The sequence below is a fragment of the Streptosporangium nondiastaticum genome, from assembly GCF_003011965.1.
Taxonomy (GTDB): domain Bacteria; phylum Actinomycetota; class Actinomycetes; order Streptomycetales; family Streptomycetaceae; genus Streptomyces; species Streptomyces nondiastaticus.
On the sequence record NZ_PXWG01000004.1, the window covers coordinates 65,521 to 90,906 of the forward strand.

Here is a 25,386-nt window from a genome sequence, read left to right on the forward strand (position 1 = left end):
CGGTGGGATCAGGCGGGCTCCTTCCGGACCGCCGCCGCGTTCATCGCCTCGACGAGGCTCTTGGGGCGCATGTCGGTCCAGTGCTCCTCGACGTACTCCAGGCAGGCGGTCCGCTCCTGGTCCGCCAGGGCGACGGACCAGCCCTCGGGGACGGTCGCGAAGACCGGCCACAGCGAGTGCTGGCCCTCGTCGTTGACGAGCACGTGGAAACGCCCGCTCTCGTCGTCAAAGGGGTTGGTCATGTCCTGTCCTTCCTCGGGTGCAACGTGTGGTTTCGTCCACCGGCCGTCGATGCCGGCGCCGACGCCGGCGCCGGGAAGAACCCCGAGCCGACGAAATACCGGACGTACTCGGCGACCAGCTCGTCGCCGACGACGGGGCACGCTATGCCGGAGCCCTTGAGACCGCGCTCGGTGTTGCTCCGGTCGTAGCGCGGGCTGACGGCGCCGACCTGCAGTCCCTGCGCCAGCAGCGCGGCCGGAGCCAGCGAGGCCTGCGCGTCGGCGGCGCCGAGGAGCAGGTTCTTCCACTCCTCGTAGGACAGGCTCGCGATGTCGTAGCCGAGCCGCCGAAGACAGTCGATCAGCGCGTCGAAGCCCAGCGGTTCCGGGTTGGTCACGTGAAAGACCTTGACGCCCGGCTCCGGCTCCGATTCCGGCTCCGGTTGCCGGCTGAGGTGCACGATCGCCCCGGCCACATGGTCGACCGGAACGAGGTCGACGTCGAACCGCTTCCCTTCCCGTACCGTCCGGTCCGGCGCGGCGCGCAGCTCGATGATCGCCCGGACCATCGTCCACAGTGCGTCGCCCGTCGTACACGCGCCCGTGCCGGTGTGGCCGCTCACCCGGCTCGGCCGGTAGATCACGGCGGGAACACCCCGCTCCCTCGCCGCCCGCACCAGTTTCTCGGCCACCCACTTCGTGGCGACGTACCCGTTCGACGCCACGCACTCCGGCGCCACACGGTGGTCCTCCCGGACGACGTCCGGAGTCCGGCCCCGCCCCACTCCGGCGGCGGAACTGGAGACGTAGTGCAGGGGCTTGACCCGCGCCGTGGCGGCCAGGCGGACGACCTCCTGCGTGCCCAGGACGTTGGCGGCCTTGAGCCTCGCGTACGAGTCGACGATGTTCACCCGCGCGCCGTTGTGGTAGATGACCTCGATCCGGTCCGCCAGCGCGGCGAACCGTTCCCCGGTCAGCCCGAGCAGCGGTTTCTCCAGGTCTCCTGCCACGGCGACGATCCGCCCGCGCAGGGCTTCGTCCCACAGCCGGTACGCGGCCAGGCCGCTGCGCAGCCGCTCTCCGGCCTCTTCGTCGTCCGCCGCTCGCACCAGGCACCACACGTCGGCTTCCGTCCGGTCCAGCAGCTCGCGAAGCAGGAAGGAACCGAGGAATCCGGTGGCGCCCGTGAGCAGGACGCGCCGGGGAGCGGTGTGCACCCGGGGGTCCGCGGGCCGGCAGGCCTCGGTCGTGATCGCCGGATCGAGCACCGCTTCGGCGCGGAAGTCGATGCTGTCCGCAGAGCCGGTACGGGGACGCTCGGCGGCGTCGACGACCGCTGCCAGTCCGGCGACGGTGGGTGACTGGAAGAAGGCGCGGGCTGAGAGTTCCATGCCCCATTCCGACCGAATCCTGTTGATCAGGCGGGTGGCGAGCAGCGAGTGCCCGCCCAGCGCGAAGAAGTCGTCGTCGACGCCCACCGCCGGCAGCCGCAGCACCTCGGCGAACAAGCCGGCCAGGACCTCCTCCCGGGAGTTCCTGGGCGCCCCGCCGGTGGACGGCCCGCCCGCCTCGGGCGCCGGCAGGGCGTCCCGGTCCAGCTTCCCGTTGGCGGTCAGCGGCAGGGCACCGACTTCGAGCACGGCCGCAGGAATCATGTAGTCCGGCAGCAGGGCCGCCAAGTGCCGGCGCAGCGCGGGGACCTGCACCCGCCGTCCCGGCCCGGGCACCACGTAGGCCACCAGCCGCGTGTCACCCGGCCGGTCCTCCCGGGCCACCACCGCAGCCCGGCCCACGTCCTCGTGCCGGGCGAAGGCCGCCTCGATCTCGCCCGGCTCGATACGGAATCCGCGGACCTTGACCTGGCGGTCCGCCCGGCCGACGTACTCCAGGTTCCCGGCGAAGTCCCACCGCACCAGGTCCCCGGTGCGGTACATCCGTGCCCCCGGACCGCCGAACGGATTCGCCACGAACCGACCGGCCGTCAGCCCCGGGCGCCGCAGATAGCCGCGGGCCAGTTGCGCACCGGCCAGATACAGTTCGCCCACCACTCCCGGGGGAACCGGCCGCAGGCCGGCGTCCAGCACGTACGCCCCGACGTTCCGGATCGGCCGGCCGATCGGTGCGGCGCCCGGCCATTCCGCTTCCTCCTCCGGCAGGGTGAACGCGGTCACCACATGGGTCTCGGCCGGCCCGTAGTGGTTGTGCAACCGGCGCCGTACGCCCCGGTGGAAGCGACGGACCGGCTCGCTCAACCGCAGCGCCTCACCGGCCTGGGCCACGTCCACCAGCGCCGGCAACGTCTCTCCGCGCTCCACAGCCGCTTCGCACAGCACCTCGATCACCAAGCTCGGCGCGAACAGCTTGCCGACCTCGTGCCGCCGCAACCACGCCACGAAGGCCGCCGCGTCACGGCGGACGTCCTCGGCGGGAATCACCAGGCACGCGTCGGACACCAGCGTCGACAGGATCTCCTGCACCGACACGTCGAAACTGATCGCGGTGAACTGAGCGACCCGCGCGCCGGGGCCGGCCGGCATCGCCGAGGCATGCCACGCCAGCAGGTTCGCCAACGCGCCGCAGGACATCATGACGCCCTTCGGGCGGCCCGTCGACCCCGACGTGTAGATCACATAGGCCAGTTGCGCCGGTGACAGCGGCGCCGGGCGATCGGCGTCGGTGAGGTCGGAGCCGTCCTCGTGATCGAGGTCGAGCCGGTCGATCAGCAGTGAGGGGACGCCGCCCAGGTCCGGCAGGCGCGGTGCGGTCGCGGCGTCCGAGAGCACGTGGGCGGGCCGGACATCGGCCAGCATGAACGCGATCCGCTCCGCCGGATGCTCCGGATCCACCGGCAGATACACGCCGCCCGCCTTGAGCACGGCCAGGAGACCGATCACCGCGTGCACCGACCGCGGCAGCGCCACGGCAACGACCCGGTCAGGGCCGGCACCGCGCCGGACCAGCACACGAGCGAGCCGGTTCGCCCGGGCGTTGAGCTCCTCGTACGTGATCTCTACGCCGTCGTGCAGCACTGCCACGGCATCGGGGGAGTCCTTCACCCGAGCCTCGAACAAGGCGGGGAGCGGACCGCCCGGGGCGGGATCCGTGGTGAACCCCAGGAGCCGGCCCCGCTCCTCGGCGGTCAGCAGATCGACGTGCCCGACGGGCTGCCCGGGGCGCGTGACCACCGCCTCCAGCAGCAGGCGCAGCCGCGTCACGACGGCCTCGGCCGCCTCCCGCTCCACCGCATCCGGCCGGTACTGCAGTCGCAGCCGCAGAGCCGGGCCGGGGATCACGGCGAGGCTGAGGGGATAATGCGTTCCGTCGGCGGCTTCGATGTCCACCAGCCGCAAGGCGGGAGCGGTCTTCTCCAGCGCCCCGGCGTCGACCGGATAGCTCTCGAACACGGTGGTCGTGTCGAACAGTGTGCGGACACCGGCCAGCTGCTGGATCCCGGCCAGCCCCAGGTGCTGGTGCTCCAGCAGGGCCGACTGTTCCTCCTGCAGCCGGGTCAGCATGTCCGCCCACGACTCGGTGTCGTCCCAGCGCACGCGTACGGGCAGGGTGTTGATGAACAGCCCCACCATGTCCTCGATGCCGGCGACCTCGGGCGGGCGGCCGGAGACGGTGGCACCGAAGACCACGTCGTGCCGGTGGAGCAGGCGCCCCAGCAGGACGCCCCACGCGCCCTGGACAACGGTGTTGAGCGTCAGCTCGTGCCGGCGCGCCCACGCCGTCAAGGCCGCGGTCAGTGTCTCCGGCAGCTCACCCGTCACCTCGGCGTGCCGACCAGCGCCGGGGGCAGCACTGACGGGAGCCAGCAGGGTGGGCTCTTCTACGCCGGTCAGTGCCTCTTGCCAGGCTTTCCTGGCTGCGTCGTGGTCCTGGCCTGCGAGCCACGTGAGGTAGCTGCGGTAGGGGACGGAGGGCGGGAGAGCCGTGTCGTCGCTGTCCTGGGCGTAGAGGGCGAAGAGTTCTCGCATGAGGATGGGGAGTGACCAGCCGTCGAGGAGCAGGTGGTGGTGGGTGAAGACGAGGTGGTGGCGGTCGGGGCCGGTGTGGATGAGGGTGAAGCGCAGGAGTGGTGGGTGGGCCGGGTCGAAGCGCCGGGCGCGGTCCTCGGTCAGCAGCCGGGTCAGTTCCGAGTCCTGGTCGTTCGTGCCGCTCAGGTCCACTTCGTGCCAGGGCAGTTCCACCTCGCGCGGAATCACCTGCACCGGGTGATCCGCATCCTCCTGCCAGAAGCCCGCCCGGAGGTTCGCGTGCCGCCGCAGCAAGGCCGCTGCGACGGACCGCAGCGCCGGCACATCGAGGTGCCCTTGGAGGCTGAGGGCCAATTGGACGGTGTAGACGTCGGGCAGTTGGTCGTCGAAGGCCGCGTGGAAGAGCAAGCCCTCCTGCAAGGGGGAGAGCGGCAGGATCTCCTCCACATCTGCCCGGCCCGCCCAGGCCTCGGCGAGACGGTCAAGCTGGTTCTGCGTCAGCGAGACGAGAGGGAGGTCCGAGGGCGTCCAGCCCCCCGCGCCCGGTCGGCGGATGTGGGCGATGAGGGCGTCGAGCGCTTGAGACCACAGGCCGGTGAGCTCCTGCACGTCCGTTTCGGACAGGACCTGCTCGTTCCATGTCCAGGACGCCACGAGTACGGGCCCCTCGGCGCTCTCCCGGGCCAGGGCATTGACGTCCAGGTGGTGTGCCGGTCCCGGTCCGGGCAGTCCGGCGCCGGCAGCCGGATCGAAGAGGGCGTCGGCTTCTGCGGCGACGGTCCACTCCCCGGTGTCGGCTGCGGAGAATCGTCCCAGGTAGTTGAACCCCACCTGAGGAGCGGCCAAGCGCGACAGCCGCGCACGGGTCTCCGGGTTGAGGTAGCGGACGAGCCCGTATCCGAGGCCCTGGTCAGGGACCGCCCGAAGCTGCTCCTTGACCGTCTTCAGCGCCTGCCCGGTGGCTGCCCCTCCGGCCGGCACCTGACCGAGGTCGATGTCGCGGAGGTCCACCCGTACGGGGAAGAGGCTCGTGAACCAGCCCACCGTGCGCGACACGTCGACACTGGGAACGAACTCGTTCCGTCCGTGTGCCTCCAGATCGACCAGCAACTCGGCACCCGTCTCGCCGCGCTGCTGGTGCCGGCGCAGGACCGCCACTGCCAGCGCCGTCAACAGAACGTCGTTGACGCCGGCGTGGAATGCGGCCGGCACGTCCGTCAGCAACGCTGCTGCCCGCTCCGGCGGGATCGTCATCACCAGCGACCGTGTGGTGTCGCCCTCCCGGGGCCGCCGGTCGGCCGGCATTGCGCTCGGGCCGTCGAGAACGCGTTCCCACCACGCAGCCTCGGCGACCCGCTCCGGTTCCTGAGCACGCTCCACCAGCAGCTCGGCCCACCGGCGGAACGACGTCTGTACGGGGGCCAGGTCGGCTGTCCGGTCCGCCGCGACAGCAGCCGCGGCAGAGGCCAGATCCGGCAGCAGAATGCGCCAGGACACTCCGTCGACCACGAAATGGTGCAGCACCAGCAGCAACCGGCCCGGGCAGGTGGGCCCGGCGTCGAACCACACCGCCTGCAGCATCACTCCGTCACCGGGGGCCAACCGCCGCACGGCCGCGGCGCCCTCCGCAGCGATCGCCGCGCGCAAAGCCGTGTCTTCCAGCCCGCCCATGTCCACGCGGCGGATGCACGAGCTCGCCGTGACCGTGGCGCGTGGGGCGATCTCCAGCTGCCACTCGGTGCCGGGACGCCGGATCACCCTCATCCGCAGGGCGTCGTGGTGATCCAGGGCCGCTTGCATCACCGCGGTGAGGCGAGCCGTGCCCAGCCCACCAGGAACGTTCAGCAGCACCGACTGGTGGAACCCGTCGGGCGAACCCCCGCGTTCCCGCAGCCGGTGCATGACCGGTGTCATCGGCAGCCGGCCGATGCCGGCATCAGGGGCCTCGCTGCCGGGTTCGCTCTCCCCGCCCGCCGCCGCGGCCAGGGCCAGGGCCGCGGGGGTCCTGTGCTGGAACACGTCGCGCAGCGAGATGACCAGGCCGGCGGCGCGGGCCTTGGACACGAGCTGGATGGACATGATGCTGTCACCGCCCAGCTCGAAGAAGTTGTCCTCGGCACCGGCAGCGGCGACGCCGAGCACTTGGGCGAAGAGGCCGCAGAGCAGTTCTTCCTGAGGCGTGCGCGGAGCACGCGTCGCCGGCGGTGCACAGGCATCAGCCACCGGCAGTGCTGCCCTGTTCAGTTTCCCGTTCGGCAGCAGAGGCAACTCGTCCAGGAGCACGAACACCGACGGGATCATGTAGTCCGGCAGCGCGCGCCGGGCGAAGTCGCGCAGGTCTCCGGTCTCCACGGCTGATCCGGCGGCCGGCACCGCATACGCGACGAGGCGTTTCCCTGAGAGCGGGTGCTCCTGGGCGACGACGGCAGCTCGTACGAGACCAGGATGGCGGGACAGTACGGCTTCGACCTCGCCCGGCTCGATCCGGTGGCCCCTGACCTTCACCTGGTCGTCGGCCCGGCCCACGAACACCAGCTCCCCGTCAGGCGTCCAGCGGACCAGATCCCCCGTGCGGTACATCCGTGCCCCGGCCGGGCCGAAGGGATCCGCCACGAACCGCTCAGCCGTCAGGCCGGGGCGGTTCACGTATCCCCTCGCCACTCCTGCCCCGGCCACGTACAGCTCGCCCACCACGCCGGGCGGCACCAGCCGCAGACCGCCGTCCAGCACGTACACCCGCGTGTTCCGCACCGGACGGCCCATGGGCACGATCCCCTTGGGGAGGGCGGCACCCGGCTCGATCCGGTATTGCGTGCAGCTGACCGTGGTCTCGGTCGGACCGTAGACGTTGAAGACCGTCACCGCCGGGTGCCGGCGACGCCACTCCTCAAGGGGCCCGCCCAGCAGCGCCTCACCGGCGAGCAGCAGTTCCTCCGTCGGTGAGAACTCCGCGGGCAGCGAATTCAGCAGGGCGAGGTGGCTCGGCGTGCCCTTGAGGAAGGTGGAACGGGCCCCCGCGAGTCCTTCCCGGGGCAGCGAACCCTCCTCCAGCGCTGCGACGTGAACGCAGCCGCCGGCCAGCAGCGGGACGAACAAGGCCGTGACGGTCATGTCGAAGGCTGCCGAGGAGTGCAGCAGCGCCTTTCCCCGCGCGCTCGGATAGGCCTCGACGGCCCAGGCCAGATAGTCCGCGAGCGACCGGTGCTCCACCGCGACGCCCTTGGGGACGCCGGTGGAACCGGAGGTGTAGATGACATAGGCCGGATGGGCCGGTGAGAGCGGGGCGACGCGGTCGGCGTCACCAGGATCCGTATCCGGGTACCCGCTCATGTCACCGGCCGCCCGCCCCGCGTCCAGGACCATCGCAGTGCGCATGTCACCGAGCACGAGCGAGAGGCGGTCGGACGGGTGAGCCGGGTCCAACGGCAGGTACGCCGCCCCGGCCTTGAGCACCGCCAGCAAGGCCACCAGCAGCTCGGCCGACTTCGGCAGCATCACGGCGACGACGTCTTCCGGACCGACGCCTTGCGCGATCAAGTGGTGGGCGAGCCGGTTCGCCAGGGCGTTGAGCTCCGCGTAGGACAGCGTGGTGTCCTCGAAGAGGACGGCCGGCCTGTCAGGCGTACGGGTCACCTGTTCCTGGAACAACTCCGGCAGGTTCGCCGCCGGTACCGGGCGCGCCGTGTCGTTCCACTCCACCAGAAGCCGACGGCGTTCTTCAGCGGTCAGTACGTCGCTCTGCCCGACGAGGCTCCCGGGATCGGCGGCGACCGCTTCCAGGAGCATGCGCAGCCGCGCCGCGATCGCCTCGGCCTCGTCCCGCTCCATCAGATCCGGCCTGTGCTTCAAGCGCAGGTGCAGACGGCGCCCGGGGATCACTGCGAGGCTGAGCGGGTAGTGGGTGCCGTCGCTCGCGCTGACGTTCCGTACCCGCAGCTCGGAGCCCGTCCGCTCCCATGCCGAGGCGTCCAGGGGGTAGTTCTCGAACACGGTCGTGGTGTCGAACAGCTCCCGCATCCTCGTCAGCTGCTGGATCTCCGTCAGGCCGAGGTGCCGGTGCTCCAGCAGCTCCGACTGTTCGTCCTGCAGCCGGATCAGGAACTCCGCCCACGACTCCGTCTCGTCCCAGCGCACGCGTACGGGCAGGGTGTTGATGAACAGCCCCACCATGTGCTCGATGCCGGCGATCTCCGGGTCGCGGCCGGAGACGACACCCCCGAAGACCACGTCGTTCCGGCCGAGCAACCGCCCCAGCAGGACGCCCCACGCGCCCTGGACAACGGTGTTGGGCGTCAGGCCGTGGTCGCGCGCCGCCTTCACCAACGCCGATGTCGTCTCTTCCGGCAGCGTCACGGGCAGCACGTCCGGGGCCACCGAGGAGGGAATTCGCCGGGCCGTGGCCAGCAGGGTGGGTTCTTCTACGCCGGACAGTGCCTCTTGCCAGGCTTTTTTGGCTGCGTCGTGGTCCTGGGCTGCGAGCCAGATGAGGTAGGTGCGGTAGGGGACGGGGGGTGGGAGTGCGGTGTCGTCGCCATCTGCGGAGTTCTGGGCGTAGAGGGCGAAGAGTTCTCGCATGAGGATGGGGAGTGACCAGCCGTCGAGGAGCAGGTGGTGGTGGGTGAAGACGAGGTGGTGCCGGCCGGGGCCGGTGTGGATGAGGGTGAAGCGCAGGAGTGGTGGGCGGGCCGGGTCGAAGCGCCGGGTGCGGTCCTCGGTCAGCAGCCGGGTCAGTTCCGAGGCTTGGTCGTTCGTGCCGCTCAGGTCCACTTCGTGCCAGGGCAGTGCCACCTCGCGCGGAATCACCTGCACCGGCCGCCCTTCGCCGCGCTGCCGGAAGGCCGCGCGCAGATTCGCGTGCCGGCGGAGCAGACCATCGGCAGCAGTGCGCAGAGCACGGGCGTCGAGCGGGCCTTCGAGGTCGAAGGCCACCTGCACCGCGTAGGTGTCAGGGGTGCGGGCGTCGTAGACCGCGTGGAAGAGCAGTCCCTCTTGGAGCGGCGAGAGCGGAAGGACGTCCTGCAGCCCCGGCAGCCCCCGCGGTCCTGGCTTCCTCATTCCTGGGTCCCCCACTCCGCTTCCAGCGCGTCGATCTCGGCCTGGTCCAGTGAGACGAGCGGCAGGTCCGAGGGCGTCCACCCGCCCGCTCCGGGCTGACCGGCGTGGATGATGAACGCGTCCAGCGCCTGAGCCCACAGCTCGGTGAGCTCCTGCACGTCCTTCTCGGACAGCGCCTGCTCGTTCCACGTCCAGGAGGCCACCAGCTCGGGCCCCTCGGCACGGTCTGTCGCAAGGGCATTGATCTCGAGGTGGTGGGCCGGCGGCAGCGCGGCGTCGGCCGGATCGAAGAGGGCGTCGGCTTCCTCGGCCACGGCCCACTCACCGGTGTCGGCTGCGGAGAATCGGCCCAGATAGTTGAACCCCACCTGGGGAGTGGCCAGGTCCGACAGCCGTGCACGGGCTTCCGGGTTGAGGTAGCGGGCGAGCCCGTAGCCCAGTCCGTGGTCAGGGACCGCCCGTAGCTGCTCCTTGACCGTCTTCAGCGCCTGCCCGGTGGCTGCCCCTCCGGCCGGCACCTGACCGAGGTCGATGTCGCGGAGGTCGAGGCGTACGGGGAACAGGCTGGTGAACCAGCCCACCGTGCGCGACACGTCGACACCGGGAACGAACTCCTCCCGGCCGTGCCCCTCCACATCGACCAGCAGCTCCGCCCCCGGCTCGCCGCGACGCTGGTGCCGGCCCAGGACGGCGACTGCCAGCGCGGTCAGCAGGACGTCGTTGACGTTCGCATGGAACGCGGCAGGCACATCGGCCAGCAGTGCCGCCGCGCGCGCCGGGGGGACCGTCACCACCAGGGACCGCGTCGCGCGGCCCTCCCGGGGCAGTTGATCGGCGGGCATCACGCTCGGGCCGTCGAGAACGCGTTCCCACCACGCCGCCTCGGCGACCCGCTTCGGTTCCCGGGCGTGCTCCACCAGCAGCTCGGCCCACCGGCGGAACGACGTCTGCACGGGGGCCAGGCCGGCTGTCCGGTCCGCCGCGACAGCAGCCGCGGCAGAGGCCAGATCCGGCAGCAGAATGCGCCAGGACACTCCGTCGACCACGAGATGGTGCAGCACCAGCAGCAACCGGCCCGGGTGGGCGGGCCCGGCATCGAACCGCACCGCCTGCAGCATCACTCCGTCGCCGGGCCGCAACCGCCCCCGTGCCCGACGGGCCTCGTCCGCGATCAGCCCGCCCGGTACGCGCCCGTCCCCTCCGCCGACGTCGATCCGCCGGACCAGATCCGCTGCGGGCACGCAGCCACGAGGCCTGCTGTACAGCGACCATTCACCGTCGGGCGACCGCTCCAAGCGGGTCCGCAGGACATCGTGGTGATCGATGACGGCCTGCAACGCCCCGGTCAGCTGCTCCTCGGTCACGCCTGCGGGAACGTTCAGCAGAACCGCCTGGCTGAACCGGTCGAGACCGTGTTCCTCCTCGTGCTCCAGCCCCTGCTCCCGCAGCCAGTGCATGATCGGGGTGGCCGGTATCCGGCCGACACCGAGGTCCGCAGCGTGTGCGGATGACTGTGTCTGCGCGTCGCTCGCGGTGACGACCCCGGCGAGGCCGGCGGGGGTCTGCTGCTGGAAGACGTCCTTGGCGCTCATGGCCAGCCCGGCGGCGCGGGCCTTGGACACGAGCTGGATGGACATGATGCTGTCGCCGCCGAGCTCGAAGAAGTTGTCCTCGGCGCCCACCTCGGGAACGTCCAGCACTTGGGCGAACAGGGTGCAGAGCAGTTCTTCCTGCGGCGTGCGCGGACCGCGCGTCCTCGGCACCGCGGCGAGGCCGGGCGCCGGCAGCGCTGCCCGGTTCAGCTTCCCGTTCGGCAGCAGGGGCAGCCCGTCGAGCGGTACGAACACCGCCGGGATCATGTAGTCCGGCAGCGCGCGCCGCAGGAAGCCCCGCAAGGCTGCGGTGTCCACGGTGGATCCGGCGGCCGGCACCACGTATGCGATGAGGCGCTTTCCGGAGGGCTCGTGCTCGTGGGCGACGACGACAGCCCGCCGGAGACCGGGATGGCGGGAGAGGGCGGCCTCGATCTCTCCCAGTTCGATCCGGTGGCCCCTGACCTTGACCTGGTCGTCGGCCCGGCCCACGAAGGCCAGTTCGCCGTCGGGCGTCCGGCGGACGAGGTCGCCTGTGCGGTACATGCGGGATCCGGCCGGGCCGAAGGGATCGGCCACGAACCGCTCAGCCGTCAGGCCGGGGCGGTTCACGTATCCCCTCGCGACTCCCGCCCCCGCCAGGTACAGCTCGCCCACCACACCGGGTGGCACCAGCCGCAGGCCGCCGTCCAGCACGTGCGCCCGGACGTTGGCGATCGGAGCACCGATCAGCGGGGCGGCGTCCGGGTCGTCTTCCGCGGCGTACCAGGCCGTCGCGTAAACGGTGGCTTCGGTCGGGCCGTAGAGGTTCGCGACGCGGCAGCCCGGCAGCGCCGTACGGACATCGCGAACGGCGCGGGCCGAGAGCGCCTCGCCCGCCAGGACCACCGTGCCGGCCGTGACCTTGGCGTCGTGGGAGAGCAGTTGTGACAGGGCCGACGGCACGGTGCTGATCAGGGTGCCGGTCCATCCGCGGTCCTCGGGGCGCTCGGTCAGGGCGAGCACGTCGCGCACGATCTCGATCGTCCCGCCGGAGGCCAGCGGGCCGAACATCTCGAAGACCGAGACGTCGAAGTTCAACGACGTCGAGGCCAGCACGCGGGACAGCTGCCCGGAGCCGAACTCCGTGACCGCCCAGCGGACCAGGTTTGCGGCGCTGCGGTGGGAGACCGCCGTGCCCTTCGGCCGGCCGGTGGAACCGGAGGTGTAGATGACGTAGGCCGGATGGTCGGCCGCGGCTCGGTGGCCTTCCGCCGGGCTGAGGCCGCCCGGCGCCCGGCGGGCGATGTCCTCGCTGGTCCCGGCCTGGTCGAGCACGATCAGCGGGGTGTCCGTCGGGGGCAGGCCGTCGGCGACCTCGCGCGTGGTCAGCCACATCACGGGGCGGGCGTCCGACAGCATGAACGCGATCCGGTCGGCCGGGTATCCCGGGTCCACGGGGAGGTAGGCGGCTCCGGCCTTGAGCACCGCGAGCACAGCGACCATCATCTCGGCCGAGCGGGGCACGGCGAGCCCGACCAGGTGTTCCGGTTCCGCGCCCCGCTCGACCAGGTACCCGGCCAGCTGGTCGGCCCGCGCGTTCAGCTGCGCGTAGGACAGTTCGAGGTCCTGGAACACCACGGCCGTCGCGTGCGGAGTCCGGGCGGCCTGGGCCTCGAACAGCTCGGAGAGGGTGGCTGCGGGAACCTCCGCAGCGGTGTCGTTCCACTCCACCAGCAGCCGGTGCCGCTCGCCCGCGGTCAGTATGTCCAGCTGGTCCAAGGGCCGTCCGGGGTCCGCGGCCACCGCTTCCAGGAGCAGGCGCAGCCGCGTCACCATCGGCTCGATCGTGCACCGGTCGAACAGGTCGGTGCGGTAGTCGATGCTGCCGTCGAGACCGTCCGGGCTGCCGTCGTCCGCCCGGGTCTCCCGGACGTTGACGGTCAGGTCCAGCTTGGCGACGCCGACCTCGACGGGTTCGGGTGCGCAGTCGAGCCCGGGGAGTGCGGGCCGGGCCTCCGGGGTGTTCTGGAAGGCCAGCATCACCTGGAACAGCGGGTGATGGGCGAGCGACCTGTCCGGATTGATTAACTCCACCAGCCGTTCGAACGGGACGTCCTGGTGCGCGTAGGCGGCCAGGTCGGTCTCCCGGACCCGCCCGAGCAGTTCGCGGAAGCTCGGGTTGCCGGAGGTGTCCGTGCGCAGCACCAGCGTGTTGACGAAGAAGCCGACCAGTTCGTCCAGCGCTTCGTCCGTGCGGCCCGCGACCGGGCTGCCCAGGGGAATGTCCGTCCCCGCACCCGAGCGGGTCAGCAGGGCGGCAACCGCGGCTTGCAGCACCATGAACAGGCTGACCTGATGGTCCTGAGCCAGCGCGATCAAGGCGCGGTGCAGGTCCGGACCGATGCGGAACGCGACCGAGTCCCCGTCATAGCCGGCGACGGCGGGCCTGGGGCGATCGGTCGGCAGGTCGAGCCGGCCGGGCAGTCCGTCCAGGGCGGAGCGCCAGTAGGCCAGCTGCTGGGAGACGACGCTGTCCGGATCGTCCTCGCTGCCGAGCACGTCGTGCTGCCAGAGGGCGTAATCGGCGTACTGCACCGGAAGAGGCGGCCACGACGGGGCCTCGCCCCGGCACCGCGCGGCGTATGCCACGCCGAGGTCACGCGCCAGCGGCGCCAGCGACCAGCCGTCGGCCGCGATGTGATGCACCACGAGGGCCAGCACCTGGTCCCGAGCGCCCAGGGTGAAGAGCCGGGCCCGGACCGGGAGCTCCGCGGCGAGGTCGAAGGGGTGACGGGCCGCCGCGTTCAGCACGGCGGCCAGGTCCGTCCCGCCGGCCCGCACGACTTCGAGCGCGGGCCGCCGCTGCAGGGCGCTGACCGTGTCGACGACGTGCTGGCGGGGCACGCCCTGCGCCTCCGGGAACACCGTCCGCAGGCTCTCGTGCCGGCCGAGGACGTCACCCAGTGCCGCCTCCAGGGCGGCCACGTCCAGTTCGCCGGACAGCCGCACGCACAGCGGGAGGTTGTACGTCGGGCTGGGCCCTTCCAGCTGGTTGAGGAACCACAGGCGGCGCTGCGCGAAGGACAGGGGGACTTCCTCCGGCCGCGCCGTGGCCCGCAACGGGACGCGTGCGTGCGCGTGCCCGTACAGCCGCTCGGCGAGGCCCGCGACGGTCGGGGCGTCGAAGAGCGTGCGGACGGAGAGCTCGACGCCGAACGCGGAGCGGATCCGGCTGGTCAGCCGGGTGGCGAGGAGCGAGTGCCCGCCCAGTTCGAAGAAGTTGTCCTCGGTGCCGACCTCGGGGAGGCCGAGTACCTGGGCGAAGAGGCCGCAGAGCAGTTCTTCCTGGGGTGTGCGTGGCGCACGCGTTGCCGCCGTCGTACCGGGCTCGGGCGTCGGCAGTGCTGCCCGGTCGAGCTTTCCGTTCGGGAGCAGGGGCAGCTCGTCGAGCGGTACGAACACCGACGGGATCATGTAGTCGGGAAGTGCGCGCCGGGCGAAGTCGCGCAGTTCTGCGGTGTCCACGGTGGATCCGGTGGCCGGCACCACGTACGCGATGAGGCGCTTTCCGGAGGGCTCGTGCTCGTGGGCGACGACGGCAGCGCGTACGAGGCCGGGGTGGCGGGAGAGTACGGCTTCGACCTCGCTCGGCTCGATCCGGTGGCCCCTGACCTTGACCTGGTCGTCGGCCCGGCCCACGAAGGCCAGTTCGCCGTCGGACGTCCGGCGGACGAGGTCGCCCGTGCGGTACATGCGGGATCCTGCCGGGCCGAAGGGATCGGCCACGAACCGCTCAGCCGTCAGGCCGGGGCGGTTCACGTATCCCCTCGCCACTCCTGCCCCGGCCACGTACAGCTCGCCCACCACGCCGGGCGGCACCAGCCGCAGACCGCCGTCCAGCACGTACGCCCGCGTATTGGCGACCGGAGTACCGATGGGTGCTGCCGGCGGCCACTCCGAGGACCGCTCCGCCAGGTGGTGCGCGGTCACGACGTGCGTTTCCGTGGGTCCGTAGTGGTTGTGCAGCCGCCGCGTTCCCTCGCGGAAGAACTCGCGCACCGCGTCGGTGAGCGTCAGCGCTTCTCCGGCCTGCGCGACGTGCCGCAGCGCCGGGAGCCGCCGGCCTTGTTCGACCGCTGCCGTGCACACGGCGTCGACGACCAGGTTCGGGGCGTACAGCTCGCTGATCTCGTTCCGCTCCAGCCAGCGGACGAGCTCGCCGGCGTCGCGGCGTACGTCTTCGGTGGGGACGACCAACGAGCGACCGGACGTCAGCGCGCCGAGGATCTCCTGTACCGATACGTCGAAGCTGATCGTCGTGAACTGCGCGGTACGACCGCCGTTCTCGCCGGACGGCAGGGCTGCCCTTTGCCATGCCAGCAGGTTCACCAGCCCGCCGCAGGGCATGGCGACGCCCTTGGGCCTTCCGGTGGAACCCGACGTGTAGATCACGTAGGCCGGGTGGTGCGGCGAGAGGGGGCAGGTCCGGTCGGCGCCGGCCAGGTCGGTGCCGGACCGGCTGCCGACGAGTGCCCTGGTGTCGTCGTGGTCGAGCACCATGCGCGGTACGGCCCCGGCAGCCCCCGCCTCGGGAGCCGTCGCCTCGACCGCGGACGTGGTCAGCAGCAGCGCCGCTCCGGCGTCCTCAAGGACGAAGGAGATGCGCTCGGCCGGATGTTCCGGGTCCAGCGGCAGGTAGGCCGCCCCCGCCTTGAGCACCGCGAGCATCGCCACCAGCAGCTCGCCGGACCTGGGCAGGAGGAGCGCGACGATCTGTTCGGGACCGACGCCTCGCCGGACCAGCTCCCGCGCCAGCCGGTTGGCCCGCGTGTTGAGCTCCGCGTAGGACACCACGGTGCCGGGACGGGTGGCCGGAACGGTGTCCGCAGGGGACGTCCCCACGGCGGCCGGGAAGACCAGCGCGGCCTTGTCCGGAGTGCGGGCGGCCTGCGCCTGCAGCAGTTCCGGCAGGCTCGCCGCCGGGACCGGCCGGGCCGTGTCGTTCCACTCCACCAGCAGCCGGTGCCGTTCCTCCGCGGTCAGCGTATCGGTCTGTCCGATGGGCCGTCCGGGGTCGGCGGCCACGGCTTCCAGCAGCCGGTTGAACCGGGCCGCGATCGCCTCGGCCGCGTCCGGCGTGAACAGGTCCGGCCGGTAGCCGAGCGTGAACCGCAGGCACGTGCCCGGGAAGGCGATGAGGGTCAGCGGGTAGTGCGTCGCGTCGTGGGCGGTCAGGCCGGTCACTTGCACGCCGGCCAGGGACGCCTGAACGGCATCGGTGTCGAGGGGATAGTTCTCGAACACCGTCGTGGTGTCGAACAGCTCCCGCATCCCCGTCATGCGCTGGATCCCGGCCAGCCCCAGGTGCTGGTGCTCCAGCAGCCCCGACTGCTCGTCCTGCAGCCGCGTCAGCATGCCCGACCACGTCTCGGCCTCGTCCCAGCGCACGCGTACGGGCAGGGTGTTGATGAACAGACCCACCATCTCCTCGACGCCGGAGATCTCCGGCGTACGACCGGAGACGGTGGCTCCGAAGATCACGTCATGCCGGTTCAGCGCGCGCCCGAGCAGAGCTCCCCAGACTCCCTGGACCACGGTGTTGAGCGTCAGCCCGTGACCGCGCGCCACCTTCGCCAGCGCCGAGGTCAGCTCTTCCGGCAGCTCCCACCCGAGCTCCTCGGGCGGCGTCACCGTGCCGCCGGCGCCCGCCGGGGCCAGCAACGTCGGCTCCGCCACCCCCGCCAGCGCCTCCCGCCAGGCCTCCTCGGCCGCGCCCCGGTCCTGCCCCGCCAGCCAGGCCAGGTAGTTCCGGTACGGCACGACGGCCGGCAGGCCCGTGCCGTCCCCGCGCCGGGAGTACAGGGTGAACAGTTCCTGGACGAGGATCGGCAGCGACCACCCGTCGATCAGGAGGTGATGGCTCAGGAACACCAGGCAGTACCGCTCGGGAGCGAGCCGGACCAGAGTGAAGCGCAGCAAGGGCGGACGGGCCGGATCGAACCTCTCGGCCCGGTCCTCGTCCACCAGCCGAGCCAGCTCCTGATCCTGTTCCCGGCCGTCCCGGCGATCGGTGAGGTCCACCTCGCGCCACGGCAGCTCCACCTCTCGCGGGATCACCTGCAGCGGCTGGTCCGCACCCTGCTGCCAGAACCCCGCCCGCAGGTTCGGGTGCCGGTGCAGCAACGCCGCCACCGCGGTCCGCAGCGCCGCGGCGTCGACGCGTCCGTGGAGCTCGAAGACGAGCTGGACGGTGTAGACGTCCGGGGCCTGCCGGTCGAAGGCCGTGTGGAAGAGCAGCCCTTCCTGGAGCGGCGAGAGCGGAAGAACTTCCTGCGGCTCGGACGCCTCACCCCACGCCTCCGCCAGCCGGTCGCGCTGGTCCTGCGTCAGCGCGATCAGCGGTAGCCCGGGGCTCGTTCCGCTCTCCTCGACGGCGGTCGCGGCCGCGGCAGCCGCCAGGGCCGCCGCGGTCTGGTGCAGGAACACATCGCGAGGGGTGATGGCCAGACCCGCCTCGCGTGCCCGGGACACCAGCTGGATGGAGACGATGCTGTCCCCGCCGAGCGCGAAGAAGCCGTCGTCGGCACCGACGTCGGCCACACCCAGCAGCTCGGCGAAGAGATCGGAAAGGATCTTTTCCTGAGGCGTGCGCGGGGCACGCGACGGCCGTCCTCCGGCCGCGCGAGTGACGTCGGGGGCGGGGAGCCCCGCCCGGTCCAGCTTTCCGCTGGGCAGCAAGGGCAGCTCGTCCAGCAGGACGAACGCGCCCGGGACCATGTAGTCCGGCAACAGGCCCTGTGCGTGTTCCCGCAGCTCCGTGGCGGCCACGGCGGAACCGGCTGCCGGTACCACGTACGCCACGAGCCACCGCCCGGACGGCCCGTCCTCCCGGAGCGTCACCGCGGCCCGGGCCACGCCGGGATGCCGTACCAGCGCGGTTTCGACCTCGCCGGGTTCGATGCGGAAGCCCCGGACCTTCACCTGGTCGTCGGACCGGCCCAGGAACTCCAGCATCCCGTCCGGGCGGCGGCGCGCCAGGTCCCCCGTGCGGTACATGCGCGAACCCGCCGGGCCGAAGGGATCGGGTACGAACCGCAGCGCCGTCGTTCCGGGCCGGTTCACGTACCCGCGGGCCAGCGCCCGTCCGGCCAGGTACAGCTCGCCCACCACGCCCGGCGGCACCAGCTGCAGGGCGTCGTCCAGCACATGGACCCGCGTGTTCGAGATCGGCGCGCCGATGGACACCGTTCCCGGCGCCGTTCCGGCGAAGTCCTGAGGGCAGGCCCAGGCCGTGACGTCGACGGCGGCCTCGGTCGGTCCGTAGAGGTTGTGCAGCGGCGCGCCGAGCGTCTGCTGGAACTGTGCGATCAGCTCGGGCGGCAGTGCCTCACCGCTGCAGAACACCCGGCGCAGCGTCCGGCAGTCCTTCGCCGCGGGCGTCTTCAGGAAGGCGTGCAGCATCGACGGGACGAAGTGGGCCGTGGTCACCTGCTCGGTACGGATCAGGCCGGCGAGATGGGCGGGGTCCTTGTGGCCCTCGGGCCTCGCCACGACCAGCGTCGCGCCTTCGGTCAGGGGCCAGAAGAACTCCCAGACCGAGACGTCGAAGGTGAAGGGCGTCTTCTGCAGGACCCGGTCGGTCGCGTCGAGGCGGTACTCGGCCTGCATCCAGTGGAGCCGGTTGACGATCGCGGTGTGCGGGACCGCGACGCCCTTGGGCCTGCCGGTGGAGCCGGAGGTGTAGATGACGTAGGCGGGGTGGAGCGGGGTGAGCAGGCCCTTACGGTCGGGGTCGGTGCTCGGGCAGGCGTCCAGGGCGCCGGTCGCGTCGAGTTCGTCGAGCGTCGTGCGCGGCATGTGCGGCGGCAGTACGGGCCCGCCTTCGGTGGTGGTCAGTACGGTCACCGGTCGCGCGTCGTCGAGCATGAACGCGGTCCGCTCGGCGGGCTGGACCGGGTCGACGGGCAGGTAGGCGGCACCGGACTTGAGGACCGCCAGCAGGGCCGCGACCAGCTCCGCCGACCGCGGCAGGGCGACGGCCACGACGCGCTCGGGCCCGGCGCCCTGCTCGATCAGGAAGTGCGCGAGCCGGTTCGCCCGGGCGTTGAGCTCGGCGTAGGTCAGCCCGGTGCCCTCGAAGACCAGCGCCAGGGCTTGGGGAGTGCGCGCGGCTTGCGTCTCGAACAGCGTCGGCAGGTCGGACTCCGGCACCGGCCGGGCGGTGTCGTTCCACTGCACGAGCAGCTGCTCGCGCTCCTCCCGGCTGAGAATGCCAATGCTGCCGATCGGCTGCTCGGGGTCGGCCACCACGGCTTCCAGCAGCCGTGTGTACCTGCTGACCAGGGTCCGGACGGAGGCGGCGTCGAACAGGTCGGTGCTGTACTCGACGAGGCCCTCCATGCCACCGGCGGCGCCGGGCTCGCCGGTCCCGGTGCTGCTCTCGCCCCCGGTCCCGGTCCGGCGCTCCGTGAGTTCGACGGTGAGATCGAACTTGGTCGTGCCGGTCCGTACGCCTTCGGCCTCGGCCCGCAGGCCGGGAAGCTCCAGAGCGGGCTCGGCGGTGTTGTGGAAGGCCAGCGCGACCTGGAAAAGCGGGTGGTGGGCCGGCGAGCGAGCCGGCCGCAGGTCCTCCACCAGGCGTTCGAACGGCAGGTCCTGGTGGGCGTAGGCGGCCAGGTCGGTCTCGCGGACCCGCTCCAGCAGCGTCCGGAAGCCCGGGTTGCCGGAGGTGTCGGTGCGCAGCACCAGGGTGTTGACGAAGAACCCGATGAGGTCGTCCAGGCTCTCGTCCGTGCGCCCGGCGACCGGGGAGCCGATCGGGATGTCGGTGCCCGCGCCCAGCCGGGTCAGCAGGGCCGCCAAAGCCGCTTGGGCGACCATGAAGACGCTCGCTCGGCTCTGCTTCGCGAGGTCGGTGAGCCCCCGGTGCAGGTCCGCACTGAGCGTGAAGCTGTGGTGGGCGCCCCGGTGGCTGGTCACTGCCGGGCGCGGACGGTCGACCGGCAGCTCCAGACGGCCGGGGAGCCCGGCGAGGGCGTTCCGCCAGTACGAGAGCTGCTGCGACGCCAGGCTGACGGCGTCGCCTTCCCCGCCCTCCTCGCTCCGTTCGCCGCCTTCGGCTCCCGGGCCTCCTTCGTCACCGAGGAGCTCGCGCTGCCAGAGCGTGTAGTCGGCGTACTGGACCGGCAGCGGCGACCACGCGGGTGCGGTGCCGGTGACCCGCGCGCGGTAGGCGGTGCCCAGATCCCTGGCCAGGGGCGCCAGCGACCATCCGTCACCCGCGATGTGGTGCAGGACGAGAACCAGTACGTGATCCCGCGGGCCGAGGACGAACAGCGTGGCGCGCAGCGGCAGCTCGGCGGCCAGGTCGAACGCGTACCGGACCGCCTCGGCCACCTTCTCCGCCGGCCTCGCCTCGTCGGCCCCGTGAGACTCACCGGGGCCGTCGGCCGCTGCGATCCGGGAGATCTCCAGCGCGGGCCGCGCGGCCGCCGCGTCGAGGACGAGCTGGCGCGGCCGCCCGGAGTCCTCGGGGAACGTCGTGCGCAGGCTCTCGTGCCGGGCGACCACGTCGGCCAGTGCCGCGGCGAGGGCGTCGTGGTCCAAGGCGCCCGTCAGCCGCACGGCCAGGGGGACGTTGTACGTCGCGCCGGGCCCCTCCAGCCGGTGCAGGAACCACAGCCGGCGCTGCGCGAAGGACAAGGGGATCTCTTCCGGGCGGGCCACCGGGCGCAGCGCCGGCCGGGCCGGCCGTGCCGCGGTGAGCTGCTCGGCGAGGGCGGCGACGGTCGGCGCCTCGAAGAGCAGGCGGACCGGGAGTTCGATGCCCAGCTCCGACCTGACCCTGCTCGTCAGGCGGGTGGCCAGCAGGGAGTGCCCGCCGAGGTCGAAGAAGCTGTCGTCGATGCCGACGGCGGACAGGCCGAGGACGTCCGCGAACAGTCCGCACAGGAGCTCCTCCTGCGCGGTGCGCGGGGCACGGCCGGTCGATGCCGCGCCGAAGTCGGGTGCGGGCAGGGCCGCGCGGTCGAGCTTTCCGTTGACGGTCAGGGGCAGGCGGTCGAGGACGAGGACGGCGGCCGGCTGCATGTAGTCCGGCAGCCGGTCCCGCAGGTACGAGCGCAGGGCGGTGACCAGCGCGCCGGTCCGCCGACCGGCGTCGGGGTCGTTGGTGCAGGCCGACAGCTCCGCGTGCTCGGTGGCCGTGGGCAGATAGGTGTCCACGGGCGTGGCGGACGCGGTATGTGCGGCCTCGGCGAAGACGACGTCGAGGCTGCCCTCGGCTCCGGTGCCCGACCAGGTCACGGCGACGTCGTAGCCGAGCTCCGTGCCGAGTTCGTGGAAGGCTTCGGGGTCGGGGGCCTGCTCCTCCACGCCCCCGGCACCGACGAGTCCGCCTGGGAGCGCGTCGATCTCGTCGGTCCCGCTGCCGCTGTCCAGCATGCGCATCGTGGCGAGCTCGCCGGACAGCCGGGCGTTGGGGACGCCCACGAGCCGCAGGGTTCCGGGGCGCCGGGCGGACAGCTGCTCGCGCAGTTCCCGCAGCCCGTCGACGTCCTGTCCCCAGTGCAGGCGTTGCGCCTCGCCCAGCGGGAGGGGTGCCACGGGCTGTTTGCGGAGGACGGCGTCGTAGCGGTGCCGGGTCAGCTCGTTGTGGTGCCGGCCCCGTTTGATCCGCAGATCGACGCGCAATCCGGCGCCGTCGGCACCGGCGAGGGCGCGCGGCAGTGCCGTGAAGAAATCCGGGTCGATCAGGAGTTCCTTGTCCCGGGCCATGTTCTGCTCGACTGCGCGGCGGATGCGGGCCGCGTCCTTCGAGGGGGCGGGGGAGTGGGCCTGTACGGCGGTGTGGAAGCACCGCTGGAGGCGGAGGTTGCGGATGTCGCCGACGAACACGGCCCCGCCGGGAACCACCAGTTCCGCCGCCTTGCGCAGGACCTCGATCAGGTAGCGGGCGCCGGGGAAGTACTGCACCACCGAATTGATGACCACGGTGTCGAAGAAGCCGGCCGGCAGGCCGTCGAAGTCGTGTGCGGGCTGGTGCCGCAGTGTCACCCGGCCGGCCAGGTCGGGGGAACGGTCGGTCTGCGCCCGTAACGCCTCGACGGCCGAGGCGGAGAAGTCGGTCGCCCAGTACTCCTCGCACCGCGGGGCCACCGGCCCCAGGAGCAGGCCGGTGCCGGCGCCGATCTCCAGCACGCGGCGGGGCCGTAACGACAGGACGCGCTCGACCGTGGCCGCACGCCATTCCTCCATCTCGGCCAGGGGGATGGGCTGTCCGTCGTAACTGCTGTTCCATCCCGTGAAGTTCGAACCGGGCGGGTGCGCGGCGGCGTCTTCGTAGAGCGAGTCGTAGATCGACTGCCACTCGCCGACCTGCTGCGCCTCTTCCTGTTCCCCGGTTTCCTCGGTGTGCGTCCGCGTCTGCGCCGGCTCGCCGCCCGCCGGTCCGTCCGCCGTCACCGGCACCGCGTAGGCGACGAGGCGCTGGTCTCCCGGCCGGTGCTCATGGGCGACGACGGCGGCCTGGGCGACGCCCGGGTGCCGGGACAGCACGGCCTCGATCTCGCCCGGCTCGATCCGGAAGCCTCGGATCTTCACCTGGTCATCGGCCCGGCCCATGAAGTCGAGGACCCCGTCGGAACGCCTCCGCACCAGATCGCCCGTGCGGTACATGCGGGCGCCCGCCGGGCCGTGGGGATCGGCGACGAACCGCTCGGAGGTCATGCCCGGCCGGCCGGAGTAGCCGCGCGCCAGGCCGGCCCCCGCGATGTAGAGCTCGCCCGTCACGCCGACCGGAAGCGGTCGCAGGGCGCCGTCGAGGACGTACAGCCGCATGCCGTCCATGGCGCGGCCGATGGGCACGCTGCTGGACGCGGGGTCCGGTGCCCGCGTCGCATGGTGTGCGGCGAAGGTGGTGGTCTCGGTGGGGCCGTAGCCGTTGACGACCGTGGTCCGCGGGCAGTGGTCCAGCACCCGCCGGACCGCTGCGGCCGGGACGACATCGCCTCCGGTCCACACCGCCCGGACGCCGGTGAAGCTGCCGGGGGACTCGTCGGCCATCATCTGGAAGAGGCCCGCGGTCAGCCACAGGGCCGTGACGCTTCCGCCGGCGAGGAGGCGCGCGAGAACGCGGGTGTCCAGCTCACCGGGCGGTGCCACGACGACCTGGCCGCCGTTGAGCAGAGGAACCCACAGTTCGTACGTCGAAGCGTCGAAGGCGTGCGGGGAGTGCAGCAGCACCCGCTCGTGGTCGCCGCCGCGCCAGCAGCGGTCGGCGGCCAGGCTCAGCACGTCCTGGTGGGTGACGGCCACGCCCTTCGCCGCGCCGAGCGACCCGGAGGTGTGCATGATGTACGCCAACTGCTCCGGGTGGCCGTCCACGGCGGGATCGCTGTCGTCCTCGCGGGCGAGGAGCTGATCCGCGTCGACGACGATGACCCGTGCGCTGTGCGGGAATGCGCGGCCCTCTGCTGTCTGTGCGGCCTGCGTGGCCCGGTCGGTGAGCAGCACGCCGGCTTCGGTCCCGGCCATGACGGCCTGTTGTCGCGCGGCCGGGTGGCTGTGGTGCAGCGGCACGTAGACGCCACCCGCCTTCAGCACCGCCAGGATGGAGACCACCAGGTCGGCCGATCGCCGGAGCAGGAAGGCCACCCGGGATTCGCGGCCCACGCCCATGCCGATCAGCCGGTGTGCGAGGCGGTTGGCCCGGGCGTCGAGTTGCCGGTAGGTCAGTTCCTCGCCGCCCGACCGGACGGCCGGTGCATGGGGGGTGCGGGCGGCTTGCTCGGCGAACCGCTGCTGAATGCTGCTCCCGGCGCCGGGCATCGTGTGCGCGGTGCTGGTGCTGGTGCCGGTGCCGGTGTCGTTCCATGCCGCGAGCAGGTGGTGCTCCTGCGGCGAGAGCAGCTCCATCGCGCCGACCGGCTGTTCGGCGTCGGCGTCCAGGATCCGCAGGAAGCGCTGGTGGTGGGCCGCGAGCTCATCGTCCTCGTACAGCGCGGGGTTGGCGTCGAAGTCGATGCGCGGGCCTTGTGTCTTCGCCCGCTGGTAGACGGTGATCGACAGGTCTTCGACCTGGCCGGCCGAAAGGGTGTGGGACGTCGCGCGGGAGTCGCCGAAGCGAAGGTCGTAATCGAAGGGCATGATGTTGACGACCGGGCCGAACAGCCTCCGGTCGTCGCGGAACAGGTCCAGATCGCGGCGCAGGTCCTCGTACCGGTAACGCTGGTGCCGGAGTACGGAGAAGACTTCCTGCGACGCCTGCCGCACGAGGTCGGAGAAGACCGTGTCCGGCCGCACGGCCAGCCGCAGCGGCAGCACGTTCGACACCATGCCCGGTATCTCCTGGGAGAGCGCCGTGTCGCGGCCGGTGACGCCGAGGCCGACCGTGATGTCGCGTGCGCCCGTCATGCGGTGCAGATAGGCGGCCGTGGCGGCGACGATGACCGAGGGCCAGGTCGTCCGGGCACCGCGGGCCACGGCCCGCAGCCGCTCCATGCCCGGCAGGGGGAGCTGCGCCGTCGCCCGCCGCACGCTGTGGGAGGCCGGGGAGAACCTGCCGGCGAGGGTCACCGGTTCCGGCAGGTCGGCGAACCGCTCGGTCCAGTGCTCACGGTCCTGAGCGCATTGTTCGGACGAACGGTAGGCGCGTTCTTCCTCCAGGAGGAGACGCAGGGGCCCGAAGGCCTCCCCGCCGGCCGGCAGGCCGCGCGACAGCGACGTGTAGATGTCGCAGAGCCGCCGGATGACGAGCGCCGCTCCGAAGCCGTCCATGACGAGATGGTGAACGCGCTGGTACCAGAAGAACCTGTCCGGTGCCGCGTGGAACAGGGCACAGGTGAAGAGCGGGACGGAGGCCAGGTCGAGCGGTCGCGCCAGGTCGGCCTCCATCCACGCCAGGGCCGCCCGGCGTGGATCCGGCTCCGCGCTGACATCGATGAGCGGAACAGTCAGGGCGGCGGGCGGGGTGACGATTTGCCGGGGCCCGGCGCTGTCGGTGACGAAGCGGACCCGGAGCGCCTCCGCTTCCGCGATGGCGCGCCGGGCCGATTCCTCCAGTAGCGCGGTGTTCACCGGGCCGTGTATTTCCAGGTATTCCCCGAGAATGTAGGCCGGGTTATCCGGGGCCAGCTGCTGGGCGTACCAGATGCCGGTCTGAGCAGCCGACAAAGGAAGACGGGCATCCCGAGAATCGAACATACTCTCCCCGTGGGGTCCGGTGACCTGTGCAGCCGACATCGGTGTGCGTGACGACCACGCATCACCAAAGGTGAAGAGGGGGGTGAGAAGCCTGCAGGGTGGCGGCGCTGATGGCCTGGTCATTACTTGCGGAATGATCATTTCAAGCCCAGGCCGATCTGCCGATTGTTGAGGGCGGGACGGGAAGGTGTCAACGGGTCGGCATCGGCCAACACCCGGGACCTGAAACGATCGGCGCCGCGCGGTGGGAGCGCCCCGCGCACTTCCTGGACGGCGGCGGGAGCGCTCGGCGGGGTGGACGACGTCCCCCATGTGGCGGAATGAGCGCAACCGTATCCGCCGGAAGCGGTTGCC

General features: G+C 71.9%; 3 protein-coding genes. All 3 read right to left on the reverse strand.

Features of this window, described 5'->3' with window-relative positions; all coding sequences use genetic code 11:
* Positions 1-8: 8 nt before the first annotated feature.
* Genes B7P34_RS03665 through B7P34_RS39260 form a run of 3 tightly spaced genes read right to left on the reverse strand, consistent with a single transcriptional unit; the run spans position 9 to position 25,344 of the window.
* Complete coding sequence (locus tag B7P34_RS03665; protein ID WP_106674309.1) at positions 9-242, reverse strand: MbtH family protein; 234 nt, start codon at positions 240-242, stop codon at positions 9-11.
* Entirely contained in the window at positions 239-9,256 is a 9,018-nt protein-coding gene (locus tag B7P34_RS03670; RefSeq protein WP_106674310.1) for a non-ribosomal peptide synthetase, read from the reverse strand. The genes B7P34_RS03665 and B7P34_RS03670 overlap by 4 nt, the downstream gene beginning before the upstream one ends.
* Complete coding sequence (locus B7P34_RS39260) at positions 9,253-25,344, reverse strand: non-ribosomal peptide synthetase (RefSeq protein WP_106674311.1); 16,092 nt, start codon at positions 25,342-25,344, stop codon at positions 9,253-9,255. Before B7P34_RS39260 ends, B7P34_RS03670 begins: the two co-directional genes overlap by 4 nt.
* Positions 25,345-25,386: the final 42 nt, after the last annotated feature.